Origin of the sequence: Kribbella ginsengisoli, from assembly GCF_039537185.1 — a bacterium.
GTDB classification, from domain to species: domain Bacteria; phylum Actinomycetota; class Actinomycetes; order Propionibacteriales; family Kribbellaceae; genus Kribbella; species Kribbella koreensis.
This window is the reverse complement of record NZ_BAABAA010000016.1, coordinates 132,055-148,217: the sequence shown is the minus strand read 5'-3', so window position 1 is coordinate 148,217 and position 16,163 is coordinate 132,055. Positions and strand designations below refer to the sequence as shown.

The following is a 16,163-nucleotide window of genomic DNA, read 5'->3' as shown; positions in this document are numbered from 1 at the left end:
GGCTTGGTACGTGAGCACGAATACCGACGACGGCACCCGCTGACCGCTCACCCGGGCTCGCCGTGCGCCTTCCGGCGGATGATGACGACGAGGTCGATCGCGGCGACGACGGCCAGCGCGACCGCGACCACGATCAGAATCACCGGCAGCCCCGCGTAGCCGAAGACCACCGCGGCACCGCCGCAAACGACCAGCCCGTAGACCGCAAGCACAAGCCGCAACGTCAGCGCACTACGCGGACGCCGCGATGCTCCGCCCGGTTCACCCGAGCCTCCAGAGCGATCCATACCTCCCATGGTGCCCCGCCGGCGCTGGTTCGTGGCCTCGAACAAGCCGAGGTGCGGGCTGGGCTGCGACGTCAACGGATTGATGACGGATGGGGTTGTCAATGGATCGATGACGCGTTATAAAAGTCGTGCGTGTTGACACCGACGAACGACTAGTCAGGAGGTGGAACGATGTTGATGCGCACCGACCCGTTCCGTGAGTTCGATCGGCTGGCCCAGCTGGTGACCGGTGGTAGTGCCCCGGGGACCTGGTCCAAGCCGAGTCCGATGCCGATGGATGCCTACCGCTCGGGTGACGAGTACGTCGTGGTCTTCGACCTGCCCGGCGTCTCGGCCGACGCGATCGACCTCGATGTCGAGCGGAACGTGCTGACGGTGAAGGCCGAGCGCCGGCCCGCGGCGCTGGCCGAAGGCGTCGAGATGCAGGTGGCCGAGCGGCCGCTGGGGGTGTTCTCCCGGCAGTTGTTCCTCGGCGACACCCTCGACACCGAGCGGATCGAGGCGGCGTACGACAACGGTGTGCTGACCTTGCGGATTCCGGTCGCGGCGCAGGCCAAGCCGCGCAAGATCAGCATCAGCGCGCCGGCTGACAGCCCGCAGCAGATCGACGCCTGACCCGAGCCTGCGGCCACTTCGACGCGAGGGCCCGACCATGACCGAGCACAGGACCGTGAGCGGGCCGGACGACCCGGACGCGCTGGCCTTCGTGCGGGAGGTCGTCACCGGGCCGGCCGGCCGGGAGCCCGAGGATTTCCTCGAGGCACTGGCCCGGATCCGGGACCTGCGCGAGCAGCTCACGCAGTACGAGCCTCAACTGATCGACGCGGCCCGGCGCCGCGGGGTGAGTTGGGCGCAGCTCGCGCCCGCGCTCGGAGTGGCCAGCAGGCAGGCGGCTGAGCGGCGCTATCTGCGGCTCAGCCCGAACGCGACTGATCCATCGATGAACGGTGAGCAGCGGCTCCAGGCCGTGCGCGATCAGCGGGCCGGCGACCGGGCGGTGGCGACCTGGGCCAGACAGAACGCCGCCGACCTGCGCCGGCTCGCCGGGCAGATCAGCTCGCTGGACGATCTGGACCCGGTGGTACAGGCAAGTGTCGATCAGATCAGCGTGGCGCTGGGCGACGACGATTCCCTGGCGTTGCTCGGGCCGTTGGCCGCTGCGCAGACTGGTCTCAGCCGCGATCATCCCGCGCTGGCGGATCGCATCGCGGACGTCACCGATCAGACCGACGAGGTACGCCAGGGCAGTCGGCACCGTACCGCCGACCGAGCCTCGACAGAGCAGAAGGGGTAGCGATGAAGCTGTTGTTCGAGATCCGTCCGGTCGAACATCTGGAAGCCAGTGTCGACTATTACCGCGCGCTCGGCCTGGAGCCGCTCGGCTGGCCCGACGACGACACCGCTCTCCTTGCCCCGCGCGATGGGGCGCCGACGATCGTGCTCGTCCGCGACCCCGCCGAAGCCGCCCTCGGCAGCGGGGGAGTGTACGACGTCGGCGACGTGGACACGTTCTTCGACGACCACCCCGACCTGGACTGGCTGATCGCCCCGATTACCTGTCCACTCGGCCGGTACGCCGTATTCGCCGACCGCACCGGCACCTGCATTCGCCTACTCGACCCAGACCCTCACCTGGGCACCGCGGCGTTCGACGCCTTCTCCCTCTACGCGATGGCCGGCTGATGGCGGCCCCGGCCGCTGCTCGTCTGAACGGCCGGGGCCTCCGGATCAGGCTCCCCGCGCGAGGCGCCTGCCCGTAACGGCCCAGTACCCACGGTGACCGCAGATAGTACGCATACGCTCGACGAGGCCACCGCTCAACCTCCGGAACTAATCGGGTTCTGTGGTGAAGCCCGGGACGACGGTCTCGACCGGGGCTCCTTCTATCTCCAGTGGGGACTCGAGGCTCGCCACGGCCGACTCCATCGTTTCGTGGAGGGCGAACACCTTGTGCAGATGGGTGATCTTGAAGATCTTCTGCAGTCGCGGACCGGCAGCGACGAGCAGTAGTGCACCACCTTCGGCAGCCGCTTCTCGATGAGCGCCGAGCAGGACGCCGATACCGCTGGAGTCCATGAACTCGACCCCGCTCAACTCGACCACCACCGGCCGTGCTCCGAGGACGGCCTTGAGCTCAGCGGTAAGAGCCGGTGTGGTCTCCATATCCAGATCGCCGGCCAATTCGACCACTACCAGGTCGTTGGTCGCGTCGATCCGGATGATCAGGGGGTTTTCGTCGTTGCTCACGACGCAGTCTCCTAGCTGGCCACGCCACGCGGCTACTGGCAGAACCGCTCGATGGACTCTACAAGACCGCCGGCGTCGAAACGCTGCCGATGGTCAGTGTCAGTTCGGGCGTTCGGGGCCGGCCGTGTCCAGGGGGACCTTGTGGGGTGGGACGAGATCGAGGTGGGTGGTTTCGCGGGGGAGGATGGCGTCGAGGAGCCAATCGGTGGCGGTGCGGACGCGGTTGCCAGGCATCGACAGCAGGTGGTAGCCGCGGGTGACCGCTTTGGCAGCGAAGCCGGCCAGCGGTAGGTGGAGTGGGTTGGCTGCGGCTTGGCTGCCGCCGAGGTCGACCACGAAGCCGAGATCGTTGTGGCTGTAGGGCCGGCGGGTGCCCATCCCCAGTGACGCGGCGATGTTTCGGGCGGCTTGCTTGCCTTGGCGCTCGGCATGCTGTGCCGTCATCGGGGTGACCTCGCCGGGCCTGGTGAGGTCCGGTACTGCGGCCGCGTCGCCGCAGGCGAACACCTCGGGATGACCGGGGACGGTCAGGTACTCGTCCACGACGAGGCGCCCCTTGTCCGTCTTCAGGCCGAGTCCTTCGACGACGGGGTCGGCGCGGACGCCGACGCACCAGATCAGTGACTGGGTTGGTACGAACGAGCCGTCCGACAGCCGTACGCCGTCCGCGGTCGCCTCCTCGACGGTCACGCCCATCCGGACGTCGACGGAGCGCTCGCGCAGTACACGGTCGGCTGTCTTGCTCAACCGTTCGTCGAGCTCGGGTAGTACCCGGTCGGCAACGTCGAGGAGCATCCAGCGCATCGTTTGGTCGTGCAGGCGGGGACGCCGCTTCTTGAGCAACTCGGTGTAGAGCACGCCGTGGGCGGCGACCTCGGTGCCCGTGTAGCCCGCGCCGACCACGACGAACGTGCACAGCGCGTCTCGCTCGGCCGGGTCGTCGGCGGCGTCGGCTAGTTCGAGCTGTTCGGCGAGGTGGTCACGCAGGTAGACGGCTTCGGGTACGCCGCGGAAGCCGTGTGCGTGCTCGGCGATTCCGGGGATGGGCAGCAGTTTGTTCACGCTGCCGACGGCGATCACCAGCCGGTCGTACCCGAGTTCGCCGCGTTCGCCGGCCGGCTCGGCGTACCGGACTGTTCGTTCGGTGAGGTCGAGGCCGTCGACCTCACCGAGTACGAGCTGCACGCCGGGCAGGGTGTCCGCGATCGAGACCGTGACCCGGCGCGGCTCGAGGATGCCGGTCGCGACCTCCGGTAGCAGCGGTACGTACAGGAAATAGTCGGTCGGATTGACGATCACGACCTCGGCGGTGTCCCGCGTCAGCCGGTTGAGCGTTCTGGCAGCGTGATACCCGGCGAAACCCGCTCCGACAACGACAATCCTCGGTCGACTCATCCCACCCGGGTACCTGATCTGTGCCCGCCGCAAACCCTGGCCGGATTGGTCTGGGTGGCCGGGGGTATCGGTAGGTATGAAAGCATTGACTTGGCAGGGCAAGCGGAAGATCGAGTACTCCGAGGTGCCGGATCCGGTGATCAAGGAGCCGACGGACGCGATCATCGAGGTGACCTCGACCGGGATCTGCGGGTCGGATCTGCATCTGTACGAGGTGATGGCGCCGTATCTGGAGCCTGGTGACGTGCTCGGGCACGAGCCGATGGGCGTCGTGGTCGAGACCGGCGCCGAGGTGCCGAACCTGAAGGCGGGGGATCGGGTGGTGATCCCGTTCGGGATCGCCTGCGGTAGTTGCTTCATGTGCGACCGCGGTCTGCAGTCGCAGTGTGAGACGACGCAGGTGCGCGATGAGGGGATGGGTGCCGCGTTGTTCGGCTACACCCGGCTTTACGGGCAGGTGCCGGGCGGGCAGGCGGAGTACCTGCGGGTGCCGCAGGCGCAGTACGGGCCGATCGTGGTTCCTGAGGGGCCGGCTGATGATCGGTTCGTGTTCTTGTCGGATGTGTTGCCGACAGCGTGGCAGGCGGTCGAGTATGCCGCGGTACCCGAGGGCGGGACGTTGGCGGTCATCGGGCTGGGTCCGATCGGGGACATGGCCGCGCGGATCGGTCTGCATCGTGGCTGTCGGGTGATCGGCATCGATCTGGTGCCCGAGCGGCTCGGGCGGTCGCAGGCGCGTGGGGTGGAGACGCTCACGTACTCCGCTGATGTGGCTGAGCAGGTACGCCACTTGACCGGCGGTCGCGGCCCGGATTCGGTGATCGACGCCGTCGGCATGGAAGCTCATGGATCCCCGAAGGCGCAGGCCGCGCACAAGCTGGTCGGGCTGATGCCGAGTGGCCTGGCCGAGAAGATGATGGAGACCGTGGGCGTCGATCGGCTGGCGGCGTTCTATCTGGCGATCGAGCTGGTACGCCGGGGTGGCACGATCTCGTTGAGCGGTGTCTACGGCGGGGCGGCTGATCCGTTGCCGATGCTGACCATGTTCGACAAGCAGATCTCACTGCGGATGGGGCAGGGCAACGTGCGCCGCTGGGTCGACGACATCCTGCCGCTGCTCACCGACGACGACCCGCTGGGCGTCGACGCCTTCGCGACCCACCACGTACCGCTGTCCGACGGCCCGGCGGCGTACGCGATGTTCCAGAAGAAGCAGGACGGCGCCGTGAAGGTGTTGCTGAAGCCGTGACCCGCGTTGCCGTCATCACCGGCGCTCGCTAGTTGTCTGTGGCGGTGTGGTGGCGGGCTACGCGGGCGCGGTTGCCGCAAGGCGGGCCGCACCAGGCTTGGTTGGTGCGGCGCTGGAAGAAGAGCTGGCCGCAGCCGGGTGCGTCACACAGGGCGAGGTCTGGTCGCGGGCCGGCCAGTACGTCGCGCACCTCGGCGGCGAGGCGGGCCAGCAGGAGCGAGAACGGTGCCGGCGAGCCGACTGTGCGCGAGACGACGGATCCCGCTGTCTCGAGCACGGTCACCTCGGGGCAGTCGAGGAGGGCTTCGTTGAGGGTCCGTACGTCGGCAGCGTGCCAGTCTCCGTGACCCGTAACGGCACGGAGCAAGCGTAGGGAGGCATCGCGAAGGGGCAGGAAGCTTTGCAGATCATCGTCCGTGACGGTCGTGGGCCGTGGCGCGGGGAGCGCGGCGGCGTCCAGCCAGGAGCTCAGAGCGTCGACCGAGGTGATCAGTTCGTACTCCGTCCAGCCGCGCCTGATCACTGTGTTCGCGAAGTCGAGTGCCGGGTAGCCCTCCAGCCAGGCCCAGGTCAACTCGATCTCCTGGCAGGGCTCCTGGTACCCGTCTACGCGGTCGGGTTCAGCAGTTTGCTGCTGTTGTCGGCGCGGCTCGGTGATCGGTTGGGGCATCGTCGCGTGCTGGTGATGGGCCTTGTGCTGTTCGCAGTGGGGTCGGCGGTCGCTGCTGCCGCGCCGGTGATGGCGATGCTGGTGGCCGGGCGGGCGATCCAGGGTGCGGCGGCTGCGGTGACCGTGCCGAACGCCCTGGTTCTGCTGACCAGGGTCGCCGAGACGCAGGCTGCTCGTGATCGCGCGCTTGGCGCTTGGAACGCCTGCGGAGGATTGGCCGGTGCGACGGGTCTGCTGGTCGGCGGTCTGACGACGTCCGCGGTGAGCTGGCGCGCCATCTTCTGGGGCAATCTGGCGGTCGCGACGGTGTTGATCGCAGTACTGCTGCGGCTGGTCGAGCGGGATCGGCCGAACCGGGCTGCGTCGGCCTTCGACCTGCGGTCGGTCATGCTGCAGGTGGTTTCGGTTGGGGCGATCGTTGCTGCCGCCAATACTGCTGCCAGGGCGTGGGCCCTTCCGGCTGCGTTGGTGCTGGTGGGGGTGCTGGCCACAGTGTGGTTGGTGGTTCATGAACGTCGTACGACGTCACCTTTGGTGCCGGTCGGTTTGTGGCGGCCGCCGTTCGTGGCGGGACTGATCGGATCGTTCGGTGTCACGGCGACGACGAGCTCGCTGGTCGTGGTCGGGACTCTGTATCTGCAGCAGGCTGAGGGATTCAGTCCGGCGGCCGCAGGGCTGCTCATCCTGCCGTTCAGTATCTCGGTGGTGATTGCGGCGGGACTGGCGGGCCGGCTGATGCCGCTGGTCGGGGCGCGACGGGTGGTGACGCTCGGGTTTCTGCTGATTGGCGGTGGGGCGATCATGGCCTTCGTTTGGTCCACGACGGAGGCACTTCTGATCGGGCTCACCTTGGCAGGCCTGGGGAACGGGGCCGGCGCCGTCGCGGCGTACGAGCTCGGGACCGCAGTACCGGTTGAAGAGCAGGGGAGCGCGGCCGGTCTGCTGAACACGGCCGCGCAGGTCGGTACTGCAACGATGGTGGCCGTCACCATTTCGGTGGCCGGCCGCGGCGACGTCATCGACTATCGCGCAGGCTGGCTGACGGTCGCGCTGACGGCGGTCGCCGTATCGATCGGCGCCAGAACCGTCAGTTCCACCAGTAGAAGTGGTAGCCCCCACCGCGGTAGTAGATCTTGCTGACGATGTAGTTCTTGACGAGCACGTAGTCGTACCACTGCGTCGCGCACGCGTCGTAGTCGTAGTCGCAGGCAACCTCGCCTTCGGCCTGGACTCCCGTACCGACCGTGGGCTAGGCATCGGTGGTCGGTGCTTCGAGTGGGGTGGTGGCAGGGCCGTCGAGGATTTCCCCGTCGGGATCGAAGCGGGAGCCGTGGCAGCTGCAGTCCCAGGTGGTGTCGGCGGTGTTCCAGGTCAGGGGGCAGCCGAGGTGGGTGCAGATCGGTTTGATGGTGTGGAGGTTCGCGTCCTGGTCGCGGTAGCCGCCGATGGTTCCGTTGCCGGTCTTGAGGAGTCCGCCTTGGCCGGCTTCGAGGTGGTCGAGGCCGCCTCTCAGGATCCGCTGGGCGTGGCCGAGGGTGAAGTTCTTGCCCACCTTGAGGTTGTCGGTGATCAGCTTGGCGACGGCGCGGGTGTCGCCGAACCGGGTTGCGTCGTACAGGTTGGCGGCGGGGTGGTCCCGGCCGGCGATGAGGTCGTTGATGATGCCGGCCGCAACGGTTCCGTTGCTGAGTCCCCATTTGTGCATGCCGGTGGCAACGAAGATGGAGCGGCTGCCCGGAGATCTGCCCACGTAGGGCAGCAGGTCCGGAGTGCTGTAGTCATGAGCTGACCAACGGTACTCGGGTTCGATCGCGGCGTTCCAGGTCGAGTTCACCCAATCGACCAGGCTTTGGTAGGCGGCCTCGGTCTCGTTGGTCGATCCGACCTCGTGGTCGGAGCCGACGACGATCAAGCCGTTCGGTCCGCCGCCTGGCCAGGGGCGGGTCGAGTGCGTGGGGGAGTCGACCGAGATCGCCATACCGGTGGGTGCTTCGACCGGAAGCCGGACGGCGATGCCGTGGGACTGATTGGGGCGCGTCCGGGCGAAGTAGGCGCCGGTGATGCCGATGGGGAGCAGCGTTGCGAGTACTGCTTGATAGGCGGTGATCACGCCGCCCTTTGCGGTGCTGACGTGAACGGCTCCGTCCCTCGTCGACCTTGCCGGCTCGGGTGTGCTCGAAGATCCGGCCGCCGGTGCGCTCGAAGGCCGTCGCCAGGCCGGCGAGGTAGCGTGCGGGGTGCAGTTGGACCTGGTTGTCGAAGCGGAGGGCGGCGGCCGCGGGGACTCCGACTTCTGCGGCGTCGACCAGATGCGCGGGGAGGCCGAGCGATGACGCTGCGGCCGCTTCACTGTCCAGGGCGTCGGCGGATTTGGTGGAGTAGACGTAGGCAGGGGTTCTGAGGAACTCGCAGTCGATGCCTTCGGCATCGATCAGGGCGGCTACCTGTTCGACCGCTGCCTGGTTGGCGGTGGCGTACTGGCGCGCTTTGTCCGTCCCGTGGCGGGCGACCAGGGGCGCGTAGATGGCGCCGTGCTGAGAGGTGACCTTGCCGGTCGTGTGGCCACTGGTTCGCGAGCCGATCCGTTGGGCTTCGATCAGGGCGACCTGTGCGCCGTCCCGGGCGAGCAGTAGCGCTGTCGTCAGTCCGATCAAACCGCCGCCGATCACCAGCACATCGGCGGTCGTGTCGCCTTGCAGGGCGTCGTACCGGGGCATTTCGGCGGTCGCTGTCCACACTGAAACCATGCTCGCCCGGTACCCGGCCCCAATCGAGGTGATCCCGCACAATCGGAGCATGTCGAGTCGAGCTGAAGTCATCCAGCGATATCGCGCCTATCTCGAGGCCTGCAATCTGCGGGCCTGGAACGAACTCGGGTCGTTTCTGGCCGATCCGGTGCTGGTGAACGGCGTCGTCAGATCCCGCGCGGAATACGTCGCCGACGTCATCCGCACCACCACGGTCTTCCCGGACTATCGATGGGAACTTCGCCGTGCCATCTACGAAGGCGAATGGCTGGCAGTGCACCTTCATGACACCGGCACCCGGCGCGGGGAGTTTCTAGGGGCGCCAGGCGACGGCTCGCCGGTCGAGACCGACGAGTTCGACATGTACCGCATCGTCGACGGCCTCATCCTGGAGGTCGAAGGCACGGCCGACAACGCCCGCCTCTGCCGGTAGTCGCCGTCGAGGGCGTTTGATCAGTCGCCGTACTTCGCGCGGACGTAGGCGGGGAGGGCGTACCAGAGGGTGAGGAAGCAGGTGAGTACGCCGGCGAGGATCGCGAACGCGACCGGTCGGGACAGGACGGCGTCGAGGGCCAGGAGGACCCCGCCGGCGATGGCCGCGATCAGGAAGACGAGGCCTGCGCCGATCAGGTGGTGGCTGATCGGGACGAGGCGGTCGCGGAGGCCTTGCCGGTAGACCATGCGGTGGAACGAGACCGGCGCCAGGAACAGGGCGACGGCGATCGCCGATGCGGTCATCGTGACGGCGTACGCGTGGTGGGTGAACTGGTCAGCGGCCTGGAATCCGCTTTGGTAGGCGATGGTCAGCAGGAAGGCGAACAGGATCTGGGTGCCGGTCTGGGCCAGGCGGAGTTCCTGCAGGAGTTCGTTCCAGTGCCGGTCGAGACGCTCGCCGGCGTCTTCTTCCTCACGGACGTACGGTTGGCGGGCCATCACGTGTCCTCACAAGACGGTCAGGCGGGCAGGTTGGTCGGTGCGTCAGGCGTGGTCGCCGTCGAGGAGTTCGTGGAGTTGGGCGACGGCGTCGGTGATGTCGTCGTAGTCGTTCTGGGCGGCGCGGGACTCGGCACTGATGACGCCGCAGCGATGGACGCGGCGGAAGTCTCCGTAGGGGAACTTGTAGTGGCCTTTGGTCTCGTCACCCATCTCGGTGTCGATGCCCAGGTACCACAGCCCGTACTCGTCCCAACCGTGCTTGTCGAGGTACTCGTTCTCCTGGTCGGCGGTTGGCGCGTGCTCGCTCCAGTCGTCCCGTTCGTCCTTGACCGTCTGGCCGTTGCCGATCAGGTCCTTCGCATGCGCGAACGCGGTCTTGTTCAGCTTGACCGTCATTTCCATCTCCTCCTCAACTGGTCGTCGTCTGCTCGAGTGAGGTCTTGATGGCGTCGACGGCGCGGCGAAGTTCGTCGTCGACGGCTGGGTCGTCCGGGTGGTCGGTGTCCAGCCGGACGGTGAGGAGTGAAGTGCCGTCGGCAACGAAGCCGACTTCGAGCTCGCCGTGGTACCCGGTGTCACTGGGTGCGCCCCAGCGGAGCGTGCGGTTCTCCTCGACGACGTCGATCCAGGCCTCGCTGCGTACGGTGTGGCCGGGCGGTTCGTCGGCGGTGACCTCGACCTCGTGGTGCACGGCCTGGTTGGGCCGGCGGGCCTCCATACCCTGTGCCTCGGCCGGTGCTGGCGTGGTCTGGTGTACGCCGGTCAGCCGGGGCAGGTAGTTCGGTAGCTGCTGGAGGTCGGACACGTAGTCGAACAGGATGTTCGGCGCGACGTTCACGGTCGCTGACGCTTCATGGTGTGCCATCGGGGCTGTCCTTCATGCCGGAGCGGGCCTCGGCGCCGCTGATGCCGGTGTCGGCTTCGTCGCCGGCGACCCGGCCGACGAACTCGCCGCTCGGGCCGGTGCCGGTGGTGGCCGGCGTGTCACCACGCGGGTCGCCGCCTTCGGTCCTCGTCATTGCTGTCGACGTGTCGGCCGGCGCGTCCGCTTCGTTGAGGGCGTGCGAGGTACGCCAGCGCTTGAATCGGTCGATGATCGACATGACGGTCACTCCCATTGTCGACGAACACCCTGGCCTGCCTCAGGTGCCCAGCAAGACAGTTCGGAAACGGCGGTTGGCCTACTCGCCGGCCTCTTGCTGGAGCTTCTTCTGCAGGGCGTCCTTGTCGAGGGAGGAGACGCCGGAGATGTCTGCATTGCGGGCCTGCTGGAGGAGCTGGTCGCGGGTGATGTCGTCGGGCTGGTCGCCGAGGTGCTCCTTGCGGCTGGCCGCGAAGGCTTCGGCCAGTTCGAGGCGGCGATCTTGGCTGAGGTTGGCGCGCATACCGGGGAGGACCTTGGTCTCTTCTTCTTCGACGTGGTGGGTGACGGCGTCCACGAGGTTCTGGAGGACCTTGTCGAAGTCGGCTGACTCGGGGTCGGTGTCGGCGAGTTTGGCCAGGAGCTGGTCGGCCTCGATGTGTTCTTCCTGGCTGTGCGCGACGTCGTCCGCCTCGCCGGCTTCGGCGGCGGCCGCCGGGTAGACGGCGGACTCTTCGGCGCGGCTGTGCGCCGACAGCAGGGTCGTTAGGACTGGTACCAGGCCCTTGCGCTTCTCGGGGTGGTTCTTCAGTTCGTCGAACAGGCGCTCGACCTCGCGGTGGTCCTGCATGATCAGATCGACGACATCGGCAGCCATGCCAGTATCCCTTCGCCCGGCCGCGCGTCCATCAGCGCGACTCCAGGTCGCCGGTACCCGGCGGCAAAACGGACGAGTGAAGCGGCGTCGGCTGCTGACGCGGAGGCGATCTCGCTCGGCGCAGTCGTGCATGGCTTTTGATGATCGGGTACGGAGGGCGTGTTGGTGACCGTGGTCCAGAAGTGGGCCACGCCGTGAAGTTCGGGCGTCGCGACCGACGCGGGGGACGGCGACGAGTGGCCGGCGATCCGCGAGAAGGTGCTGGCGGCGGAGGTCGGGGCTGGTGTCGGTCGCCGCGGCGTGGCAGTCTGAAAACGGCGGTCCGTTGGGCAGTCAGCGGCCGGATCGGTGGTTTCGGTTTGGCGGGAGATCGATGATGGCTGTGGGTGGCGTAGATACGTATTACGACTACGACGAGAAGCAGTGGAAGAGCCGAAGACTCGGTGGCGGGCCGATCAGTCGTGGCCCGGTCTGCCCGACGCCCAAGAGTGCGTCCGCGGAGGATGCGCCAGATGCGCACCGGCACCGGCCTGGCCGACTCAAGCCGGCTGACCGCCGTACGAGCGTCTGATCTCCTCACTGCGCCGGGGTTGCGACGCCCCGGTCGATCGTCGGCTTTTCGATCGGCTGGGAGTGGGCACAGGGCTGGCAGAAGCTGAGGGAAGAAGTGAGATCGATGCTGCTGCCACAATCTGTCAGCAACGCGGCCGAACCGTGGACTGCGACAGAGCTCGACCGCCTTGAAGAGTTGGCCCGTTGCAACATTCCGCCGTGTGTGATCGGCATCAGGCTTGGTCGCCCGGAGATCGCCGTTGCGCAGAAGGCGGCACAGGCCGGTATCACGCTCGAGCCGGCGAACCAGCCGCCGTACGGCAAGAGCACGGCTGAGCCCAACCCGATCCAGCCGCTGGGTTCGCCAGAACAACCGGACGCGCCGGCCGGCCCGGATCCGATTCGCCCCTTGGGCACTCCTGAGCACGAAGAAGCGGACACACCGGAGCCGGACGAGACCTCCCCGTCCGGCTGACTTTCGCTAGAAGCCCGGTAGGAAGAGGCAGAAGATGTGGCCGGCCGGGTCGGTGAGTTTCGCGAACTGGTCGTGGTCGCCGATCTGGTCCGGTGCCGTGTAGCCGAGCGCGGCGGACCAGAAGGCCGCGGTCCGGTCCATGTCGGTGGAGTTGACGACGATCGTCGCCAGGCGGAGGTCTCCGATTGCGGAGGGTTTTGCAGTCACTGCTACTCCCTGAGGTGATCAGACAGTCGATTCGGCCAGCCAGTACCCATAATCGAATCGGGGTGCGGCACCGTTCACTTTCTGTGCTGATCTGCTTGCTGGCTTCGGTGGCTTCGGTAGCGGGCGAGGATGATTCCGCCGACGACCACCAGCAGGACAGCGAGGACGGCCAGGAAGATCAGGGGTGTTCCTGTCCAGTCGTTCGCATCTCCGTCGACGTCCCCGCCGGGGAGCGGGCTGGCGCTGGCGGCGGACGCGGATGTGCCGATGACTACAGCTGCCGTGTCGGCGCTGTTGCTGTCGGCAAGTAAGACGGTAGCCGAGGCCAACGAACTCCCGCTGATCATCACGACGGCAATCGCCGCCAGCAGCGCCCCCCAATCGAGCAACCGCGATCGACGGGCGTGGCTCTCAGGTGATGCGATATCCGTGGCCATGCTGATGCGGTTACCGCGGTCTACCTGACTGAAACCCTGGGCATCCCTGAGCGGCTGAAACTTATGCACGGCCGACCGGGGGTGGTCTGGGACCGGTTGGGGATCCCAGACCACCCGTGTGCCGTCAGGCGGTCGTGTAGCGGATTACGTCGTTGCGGAGGAGGGAGCCGGAGACCTTCACGATGCGCAGGGTGTGGTCGGTGTTGGTGAGGCCGGACCGGGTGAAGATGCTTTGCAGGGTGCCGCGGGTTGCGGTTTGCAGGTTGACTCGCTGGATGAGGACGTTGTCGACGTACACGTCGGCTTCGCCTTGGTCGGGGGCTGTGGCGGTGAGCCAGGTGACGGTCGTGCCCTTGAAGGCGAACTCGAGGGCTGCGCCGTTCGCGGTCGTTGCGTGGATGTCGTTGTGGTAGTCGCTTCTGAAGGTGAAGTTCAGGTTGGTGTAGCCGGTGGGCTGGGCCGCGAGGTAGCTCTTCTTGAGTGTGACCGCCGCACCGGAGGTGGTGTAGTCGGTGCCGTTGACCAGGGTCGTGCTGCCTCGCTGGATGGAGGTCAGGTCGCTCGCCGGTCGGCCGAGCTGTACGACGACGTCCGCCTGAGCAGATGTCTTCTTGTCGAAGACGGCGGTGTCGGGGGTGAGAAGACTTGGCTGCCGTACGTCGAGCCGGTCGACGAGCATGAACTGGCCGGACTTCTTCACGCCGCGGATCGTGTGGGTGCCGTTCGTCAGCCCGGAGATGCTGTAGACGACCTGCTGGGCACCGCGGCCGCTGGCCTGGCCGGCGTTGACGGTCTGCTTGAAGATGCCGTCGATGTAGATGTCGACGTCGCCTTGTGACGCGTGGGTTTCGGTGATGTAGTCGACGCCCGTTCCGGTGAAGGTCGAGCTGAAGGCGTCGCCGTTGGCTTCGGCGTACTGGACGTCGTCGCGGTAGTCGCCGAAGCCGCGGCCGGTGCTGTTGCCCCATGAACCGGTGTAGGTGATCTGGGCGTCGTTGTCGTTGAGTGAGATGGTGCGGACACCGCCCGGCGTGCGGACGTTGAACTTGTCGAGCAGCATGAACTGGCCGGTCTTCTTCACGCCCCGGATGGTGTGGATCCCGTTGGTGAGGCCGGAGATGCCGTAGACGACCTGCTGCGCGCCGCGACCGCTGGCTTGGTACGTGCTGACGGTCTGTTTGAAGACGCCGTCGACGTAGATGTCCACGTCGCCTTGTGACGCGTGCTTCTCGGTCACGTAGTCGATGCCGGTCCCGGTGAAGGTGTACGAGAATGCGTCACCGTTCGTCTCGGTGTACTGGACGTCGTCCTGGTAGTCGCCGAGTCCGCGGCTCCAGCTACGGCTCCAGGTGCCGGTGTAGTTGATCGCGGGGTTGTCGTTGTTCACCTCGGTGGTACGGACGCCGCCGGCGGGCGCGGTGCCGCCGGCCGTGGTGTCCGCGACCGTGAGCGCCAGCGAGTCCGTGATCGTCGTGACCTCACGGCCACCGTTGCGCTGCCAGGTTCCGGCGTATGCGACGCGCTGATCGTCGTCGTTCACGTTGATCGTCGAGCCTGCCTGCGGGGTGACTTTCAGCAGCCGTACGCCGTGCGCCGGTACTGCGGTCGCCGTGAACCCTGATGCGAAGCTGCCGAGATCCTGCTTGGCCCAAAGGTCACGCACCTGCGCCCCGCCGGTCAGGCCGAGGTCGGACCAGTTCGCGGTGACCGTGGATGCTGAGCCTCCGAGGTTGAACAGGGCAACGGTGTAGCTGTTGTCCGCGTTGAGTGAGTACCAGACCTGCTGGTCGGTGGCGGTCGACACCGGCTGTGCTGGGCGGCCCGCTTGGTTGACAGCGAGCACTTCGGTGTTCGTCAGCAGACTCAGGCCGAACTGGTCGAGCTGGGTGAGGTCGTTGCCGACATAGAACGGTGCCGCCGACACGGCCCACAGCGTCGCCGCAGTCCGGCGTTCGTCCTGGGTCAGGCCGTCCATCGCGCCGTTACCCACGTTCAATGAGTCGAGGTCGTTCCAGCCGCCGGGGCCGCCGTGCCGCCACCATTCGGCGAGCTTGGGGAACAATCTGCTGATGTTCGGCCAGGCGGTCAGGGCCTGCCCGGGGCAGTAGCACTCGACGTCCCAGTCGACCCGCCAGCCGTTCGCGTACTGCTTCCAGTAGTCGGCGTAGTTGAGGTCGAGCGCCCAGGACAGTTCGAACCAGATCCCGTGCGGCGTCAGCGCCTGTGACCAGCCGGCCACCTCGGCGCGCGCGTCGAGCGAGAGGTCGCTGTGCCCGGAGCCTGGGGTGACGCTGTCGAACTTGAGGAAGTCGATGCCCCACTCGGCGTACAGGTCGGCGATCGAGTCGAGGTAGGCCTGAGAGCACGGCTTGGACATGTCGATGCGGTGCCCGAAGCCCCAGTAGTCGGCCTGCTGCAGCGGTTGGAGTGCGAGGTCACCAGTCCGGCACTCCGGGTGCCCGAAGACCGGGAGATTGGCCTGTTCGAGGGCGGGCGAGATGCCGGGGATGCTGTAGATCCCGACCTTCTGGCCGTTGGCGTGGATGTAGTCGATGACATCGGAGAAGCCGTTCGGGAACAGCGTCGTGCTGGGTTTCGGGCGGCCGTAGGCGTCGACACCGTCGTTCCAGCCGGCGTCGATGTTGATGTACTTGTACCCGTACGGCTGGAGCTTCTGGTGCATCGCATCGGACTGTGCCTTGAGCTGGGCGGCATTGATCCAGGTCCCTCCGTTGTTGGAGTAGACCTGCATGCTGTAACTGCTCCAACCCATGTACGGCGTCCGCGCGGCCTCACCAGCAGGTCCTGTCAGCGGCTGCACAGTCGTGATGTCTGCCGCTGCCGGCGCAGCGATCGAGGTCGACGACAGGCCTGGAGGGATGAGCGCGGCAACCACCAGCGTCGCCGCAGCCACACGTAGGCGTCTGCGTCCAGGGGAAATGGCCATGGCGGGGTGACCTTTCTGTCGGTCCGGAGCTGCCGGACATCGCCGCTAGTTACTTCACGGCGTTCAGAAAGTCTGCACGTCACTGCCCTGCCTGGCTATGGCTCACCGAAAAGTCGGCCGGCCACCGCCGGTCCGGCCCGTCCCGGCAGGCGACGAAAGCCGCCGATCCCGGGGGTCGGTGACAAACAAATGACGGCGGCGTCATCTGCGGGCCGGGTAGTGGTGGCTCCGCCACGCTGGCGAACGACAGACGTGAGTCGGGAGGACTCGCGCGT

20 protein-coding genes and 1 pseudogene are annotated in these 16,163 nt (G+C 67.0%); 7 read left to right on the top strand and 14 right to left on the bottom strand.

Annotated elements, in window-relative coordinates:
• Positions 1-47: 47 nt before the first annotated feature.
• Positions 48-287, bottom strand: coding sequence for a DUF6343 family protein (locus ABD768_RS37450; RefSeq protein WP_343965146.1), 240 nt, complete (start codon positions 285-287; stop codon positions 48-50).
• A gap of 171 nt (positions 288-458) precedes the next feature.
• Between ABD768_RS37450 and ABD768_RS37445 the strand changes: the two genes are divergently transcribed.
• From ABD768_RS37445 to ABD768_RS37435, 3 genes are read left to right on the top strand one after another with little or no spacing between them, the layout of a single operon-like run.
• A complete protein-coding gene (locus tag ABD768_RS37445; RefSeq protein ID WP_343965144.1) occupies positions 459-902 on the top strand; it encodes an Hsp20/alpha crystallin family protein in 444 nt (147 codons plus the stop codon).
• Positions 903-939: 37 nt separating this feature from the next.
• Complete coding sequence (locus tag ABD768_RS37440) at positions 940-1,581, top strand: hypothetical protein (protein ID WP_344848886.1); 642 nt, start codon at positions 940-942, stop codon at positions 1,579-1,581.
• Positions 1,582-1,583: 2 nt separating this feature from the next.
• Positions 1,584-1,970 carry a hypothetical protein gene (locus ABD768_RS37435; RefSeq protein ID WP_343965140.1) on the top strand — a complete coding sequence of 129 codons (387 nt, stop codon included), beginning with the start codon at positions 1,584-1,586 and terminating at the stop codon, positions 1,968-1,970.
• A 147-nt stretch (positions 1,971-2,117) separates the two neighbouring features.
• On the opposite strand, the gene ABD768_RS37430 is transcribed toward ABD768_RS37435, so the two are convergent.
• Both ABD768_RS37430 and ABD768_RS37425 read right to left on the bottom strand, forming a co-directional pair.
• A complete protein-coding gene (locus ABD768_RS37430) occupies positions 2,118-2,534 on the bottom strand; it encodes an STAS domain-containing protein (protein WP_344848883.1) in 417 nt (138 codons plus the stop codon).
• 99 nt (positions 2,535-2,633) lie between these two features.
• Positions 2,634-3,929 (bottom strand): NAD(P)/FAD-dependent oxidoreductase, encoded by a 1,296-nt coding sequence (locus tag ABD768_RS37425; protein ID WP_344848881.1) that lies wholly within the window; start codon positions 3,927-3,929, stop codon positions 2,634-2,636.
• Positions 3,930-4,005: 76 nt separating this feature from the next.
• Here ABD768_RS37425 and ABD768_RS37420 point away from each other — a divergent pair, with 76 nt between their 5' ends.
• Entirely contained in the window at positions 4,006-5,178 is a 1,173-nt protein-coding gene (locus ABD768_RS37420) for a zinc-dependent alcohol dehydrogenase (RefSeq protein WP_344848879.1), read from the top strand.
• Positions 5,179-5,206: 28 nt separating this feature from the next.
• Here ABD768_RS37420 and ABD768_RS37415 read toward each other — a convergent pair whose 3' ends face one another.
• A complete protein-coding gene (locus ABD768_RS37415; RefSeq protein WP_344848877.1) occupies positions 5,207-5,848 on the bottom strand; it encodes a CGNR zinc finger domain-containing protein in 642 nt (213 codons plus the stop codon).
• On the opposite strand from ABD768_RS37415, the gene ABD768_RS37410 reads away from it, so the two are divergent.
• Complete coding sequence (locus tag ABD768_RS37410; RefSeq protein ID WP_344848875.1) at positions 5,807-6,988, top strand: MFS transporter; 1,182 nt, start codon at positions 5,807-5,809, stop codon at positions 6,986-6,988. The genes ABD768_RS37415 and ABD768_RS37410 overlap by 42 nt on opposite strands.
• 109 nt (positions 6,989-7,097) lie before the next feature.
• On the opposite strand, the gene ABD768_RS37405 is transcribed toward ABD768_RS37410, so the two are convergent.
• Both ABD768_RS37405 and ABD768_RS37400 read right to left on the bottom strand, forming a co-directional pair.
• On the bottom strand, positions 7,098-7,958 hold the full coding sequence (locus ABD768_RS37405) for an FAD-dependent oxidoreductase (protein ID WP_344848873.1): 861 nt from the start codon (positions 7,956-7,958) through the stop codon (positions 7,098-7,100).
• A 100-nt stretch (positions 7,959-8,058) separates the two neighbouring features.
• Positions 8,059-8,565: pseudogene (locus ABD768_RS37400) on the bottom strand (NAD(P)/FAD-dependent oxidoreductase); the annotation flags it as partial.
• A 28-nt stretch (positions 8,566-8,593) separates the two neighbouring features.
• On the opposite strand from ABD768_RS37400, the gene ABD768_RS37395 reads away from it, so the two are divergent.
• A complete protein-coding gene (locus ABD768_RS37395; RefSeq protein ID WP_344848870.1) occupies positions 8,594-9,028 on the top strand; it encodes an ester cyclase in 435 nt (144 codons plus the stop codon).
• Between the two features lie 20 nt (positions 9,029-9,048).
• Here ABD768_RS37395 and ABD768_RS37390 read toward each other — a convergent pair whose 3' ends face one another.
• From ABD768_RS37390 to ABD768_RS37370, 5 genes are all read right to left on the bottom strand, one after another.
• Complete coding sequence (locus tag ABD768_RS37390) at positions 9,049-9,528, bottom strand: DUF6328 family protein (protein WP_344848868.1); 480 nt, start codon at positions 9,526-9,528, stop codon at positions 9,049-9,051.
• A 45-nt stretch (positions 9,529-9,573) separates the two neighbouring features.
• Complete coding sequence (locus tag ABD768_RS37385; protein WP_344848866.1) at positions 9,574-9,927, bottom strand: hypothetical protein; 354 nt, start codon at positions 9,925-9,927, stop codon at positions 9,574-9,576.
• 13 nt (positions 9,928-9,940) lie between these two features.
• Positions 9,941-10,396, bottom strand: a complete 456-nt coding sequence (locus tag ABD768_RS37380) for an SRPBCC family protein (protein WP_344848864.1) — start codon at positions 10,394-10,396, stop codon at positions 9,941-9,943.
• A complete protein-coding gene (locus ABD768_RS37375) occupies positions 10,383-10,634 on the bottom strand; it encodes a hypothetical protein (RefSeq protein WP_344848862.1) in 252 nt (83 codons plus the stop codon). Before ABD768_RS37375 ends, ABD768_RS37380 begins: the two co-directional genes overlap by 14 nt.
• Positions 10,635-10,712: 78 nt before the next feature.
• Entirely contained in the window at positions 10,713-11,270 is a 558-nt protein-coding gene (locus ABD768_RS37370) for a hemerythrin domain-containing protein (protein ID WP_344848860.1), read from the bottom strand.
• A gap of 676 nt (positions 11,271-11,946) precedes the next feature.
• Here ABD768_RS37370 and ABD768_RS37365 point away from each other — a divergent pair.
• Positions 11,947-12,297 carry a hypothetical protein gene (locus tag ABD768_RS37365; protein WP_344848858.1) on the top strand — a complete coding sequence of 117 codons (351 nt, stop codon included), beginning with the start codon at positions 11,947-11,949 and terminating at the stop codon, positions 12,295-12,297.
• A 6-nt stretch (positions 12,298-12,303) separates the two neighbouring features.
• On the opposite strand, the gene ABD768_RS37360 is transcribed toward ABD768_RS37365, so the two are convergent.
• From ABD768_RS37360 to ABD768_RS37350, 3 genes are all read right to left on the bottom strand, one after another.
• Positions 12,304-12,504 (bottom strand): VOC family protein, encoded by a 201-nt coding sequence (locus ABD768_RS37360; RefSeq protein ID WP_344848856.1) that lies wholly within the window; start codon positions 12,502-12,504, stop codon positions 12,304-12,306.
• A 74-nt stretch (positions 12,505-12,578) separates the two neighbouring features.
• Entirely contained in the window at positions 12,579-12,941 is a 363-nt protein-coding gene (locus tag ABD768_RS37355) for a hypothetical protein (RefSeq protein WP_344848853.1), read from the bottom strand.
• A gap of 124 nt (positions 12,942-13,065) precedes the next feature.
• Complete coding sequence (locus ABD768_RS37350) at positions 13,066-15,888, bottom strand: X2-like carbohydrate binding domain-containing protein (protein ID WP_344848852.1); 2,823 nt, start codon at positions 15,886-15,888, stop codon at positions 13,066-13,068.
• Between the last annotated feature and the right edge of the window lie 275 nt (positions 15,889-16,163).

Excerpts from the sequence above, each read along its gene's own strand:
- ABD768_RS37355 (WP_344848853.1), bottom strand. The coding sequence starts at position 12,941 with ATGGCCACGGATATCGCATCACCTGAGAGCCACGCCCGTCGATCGCGG.
- ABD768_RS37390 (WP_344848868.1), bottom strand. The coding sequence starts at position 9,528 with ATGGCCCGCCAACCGTACGTCCGTGAGGAAGAAGACGCCGGCGAGCGT.
- ABD768_RS37385 (WP_344848866.1), bottom strand. The coding sequence starts at position 9,927 with ATGACGGTCAAGCTGAACAAGACCGCGTTCGCGCATGCGAAGGACCTG.
- ABD768_RS37365 (WP_344848858.1), top strand. The coding sequence starts at position 11,947 with ATGCTGCTGCCACAATCTGTCAGCAACGCGGCCGAACCGTGGACTGCG.
- ABD768_RS37380 (WP_344848864.1), bottom strand. The coding sequence starts at position 10,396 with ATGGCACACCATGAAGCGTCAGCGACCGTGAACGTCGCGCCGAACATC.
- ABD768_RS37450 (WP_343965146.1), bottom strand. The coding sequence starts at position 287 with ATGGATCGCTCTGGAGGCTCGGGTGAACCGGGCGGAGCATCGCGGCGT.
- ABD768_RS37350 (WP_344848852.1), bottom strand. The coding sequence starts at position 15,888 with ATGGCCATTTCCCCTGGACGCAGACGCCTACGTGTGGCTGCGGCGACG.
- ABD768_RS37415 (WP_344848877.1), bottom strand. The coding sequence starts at position 5,848 with ATGCCCCAACCGATCACCGAGCCGCGCCGACAACAGCAGCAAACTGCT.
- ABD768_RS37420 (WP_344848879.1), top strand. The coding sequence starts at position 4,006 with ATGAAAGCATTGACTTGGCAGGGCAAGCGGAAGATCGAGTACTCCGAG.
- ABD768_RS37435 (WP_343965140.1), top strand. The coding sequence starts at position 1,584 with ATGAAGCTGTTGTTCGAGATCCGTCCGGTCGAACATCTGGAAGCCAGT.
- ABD768_RS37440 (WP_344848886.1), top strand. The coding sequence starts at position 940 with ATGACCGAGCACAGGACCGTGAGCGGGCCGGACGACCCGGACGCGCTG.
- ABD768_RS37445 (WP_343965144.1), top strand. The coding sequence starts at position 459 with ATGTTGATGCGCACCGACCCGTTCCGTGAGTTCGATCGGCTGGCCCAG.
- ABD768_RS37375 (WP_344848862.1), bottom strand. The coding sequence starts at position 10,634 with ATGTCGATCATCGACCGATTCAAGCGCTGGCGTACCTCGCACGCCCTC.
- ABD768_RS37425 (WP_344848881.1), bottom strand. The coding sequence starts at position 3,929 with ATGAGTCGACCGAGGATTGTCGTTGTCGGAGCGGGTTTCGCCGGGTAT.
- ABD768_RS37395 (WP_344848870.1), top strand. The coding sequence starts at position 8,594 with ATGCTCGCCCGGTACCCGGCCCCAATCGAGGTGATCCCGCACAATCGG.
- ABD768_RS37370 (WP_344848860.1), bottom strand. The coding sequence starts at position 11,270 with ATGGCTGCCGATGTCGTCGATCTGATCATGCAGGACCACCGCGAGGTC.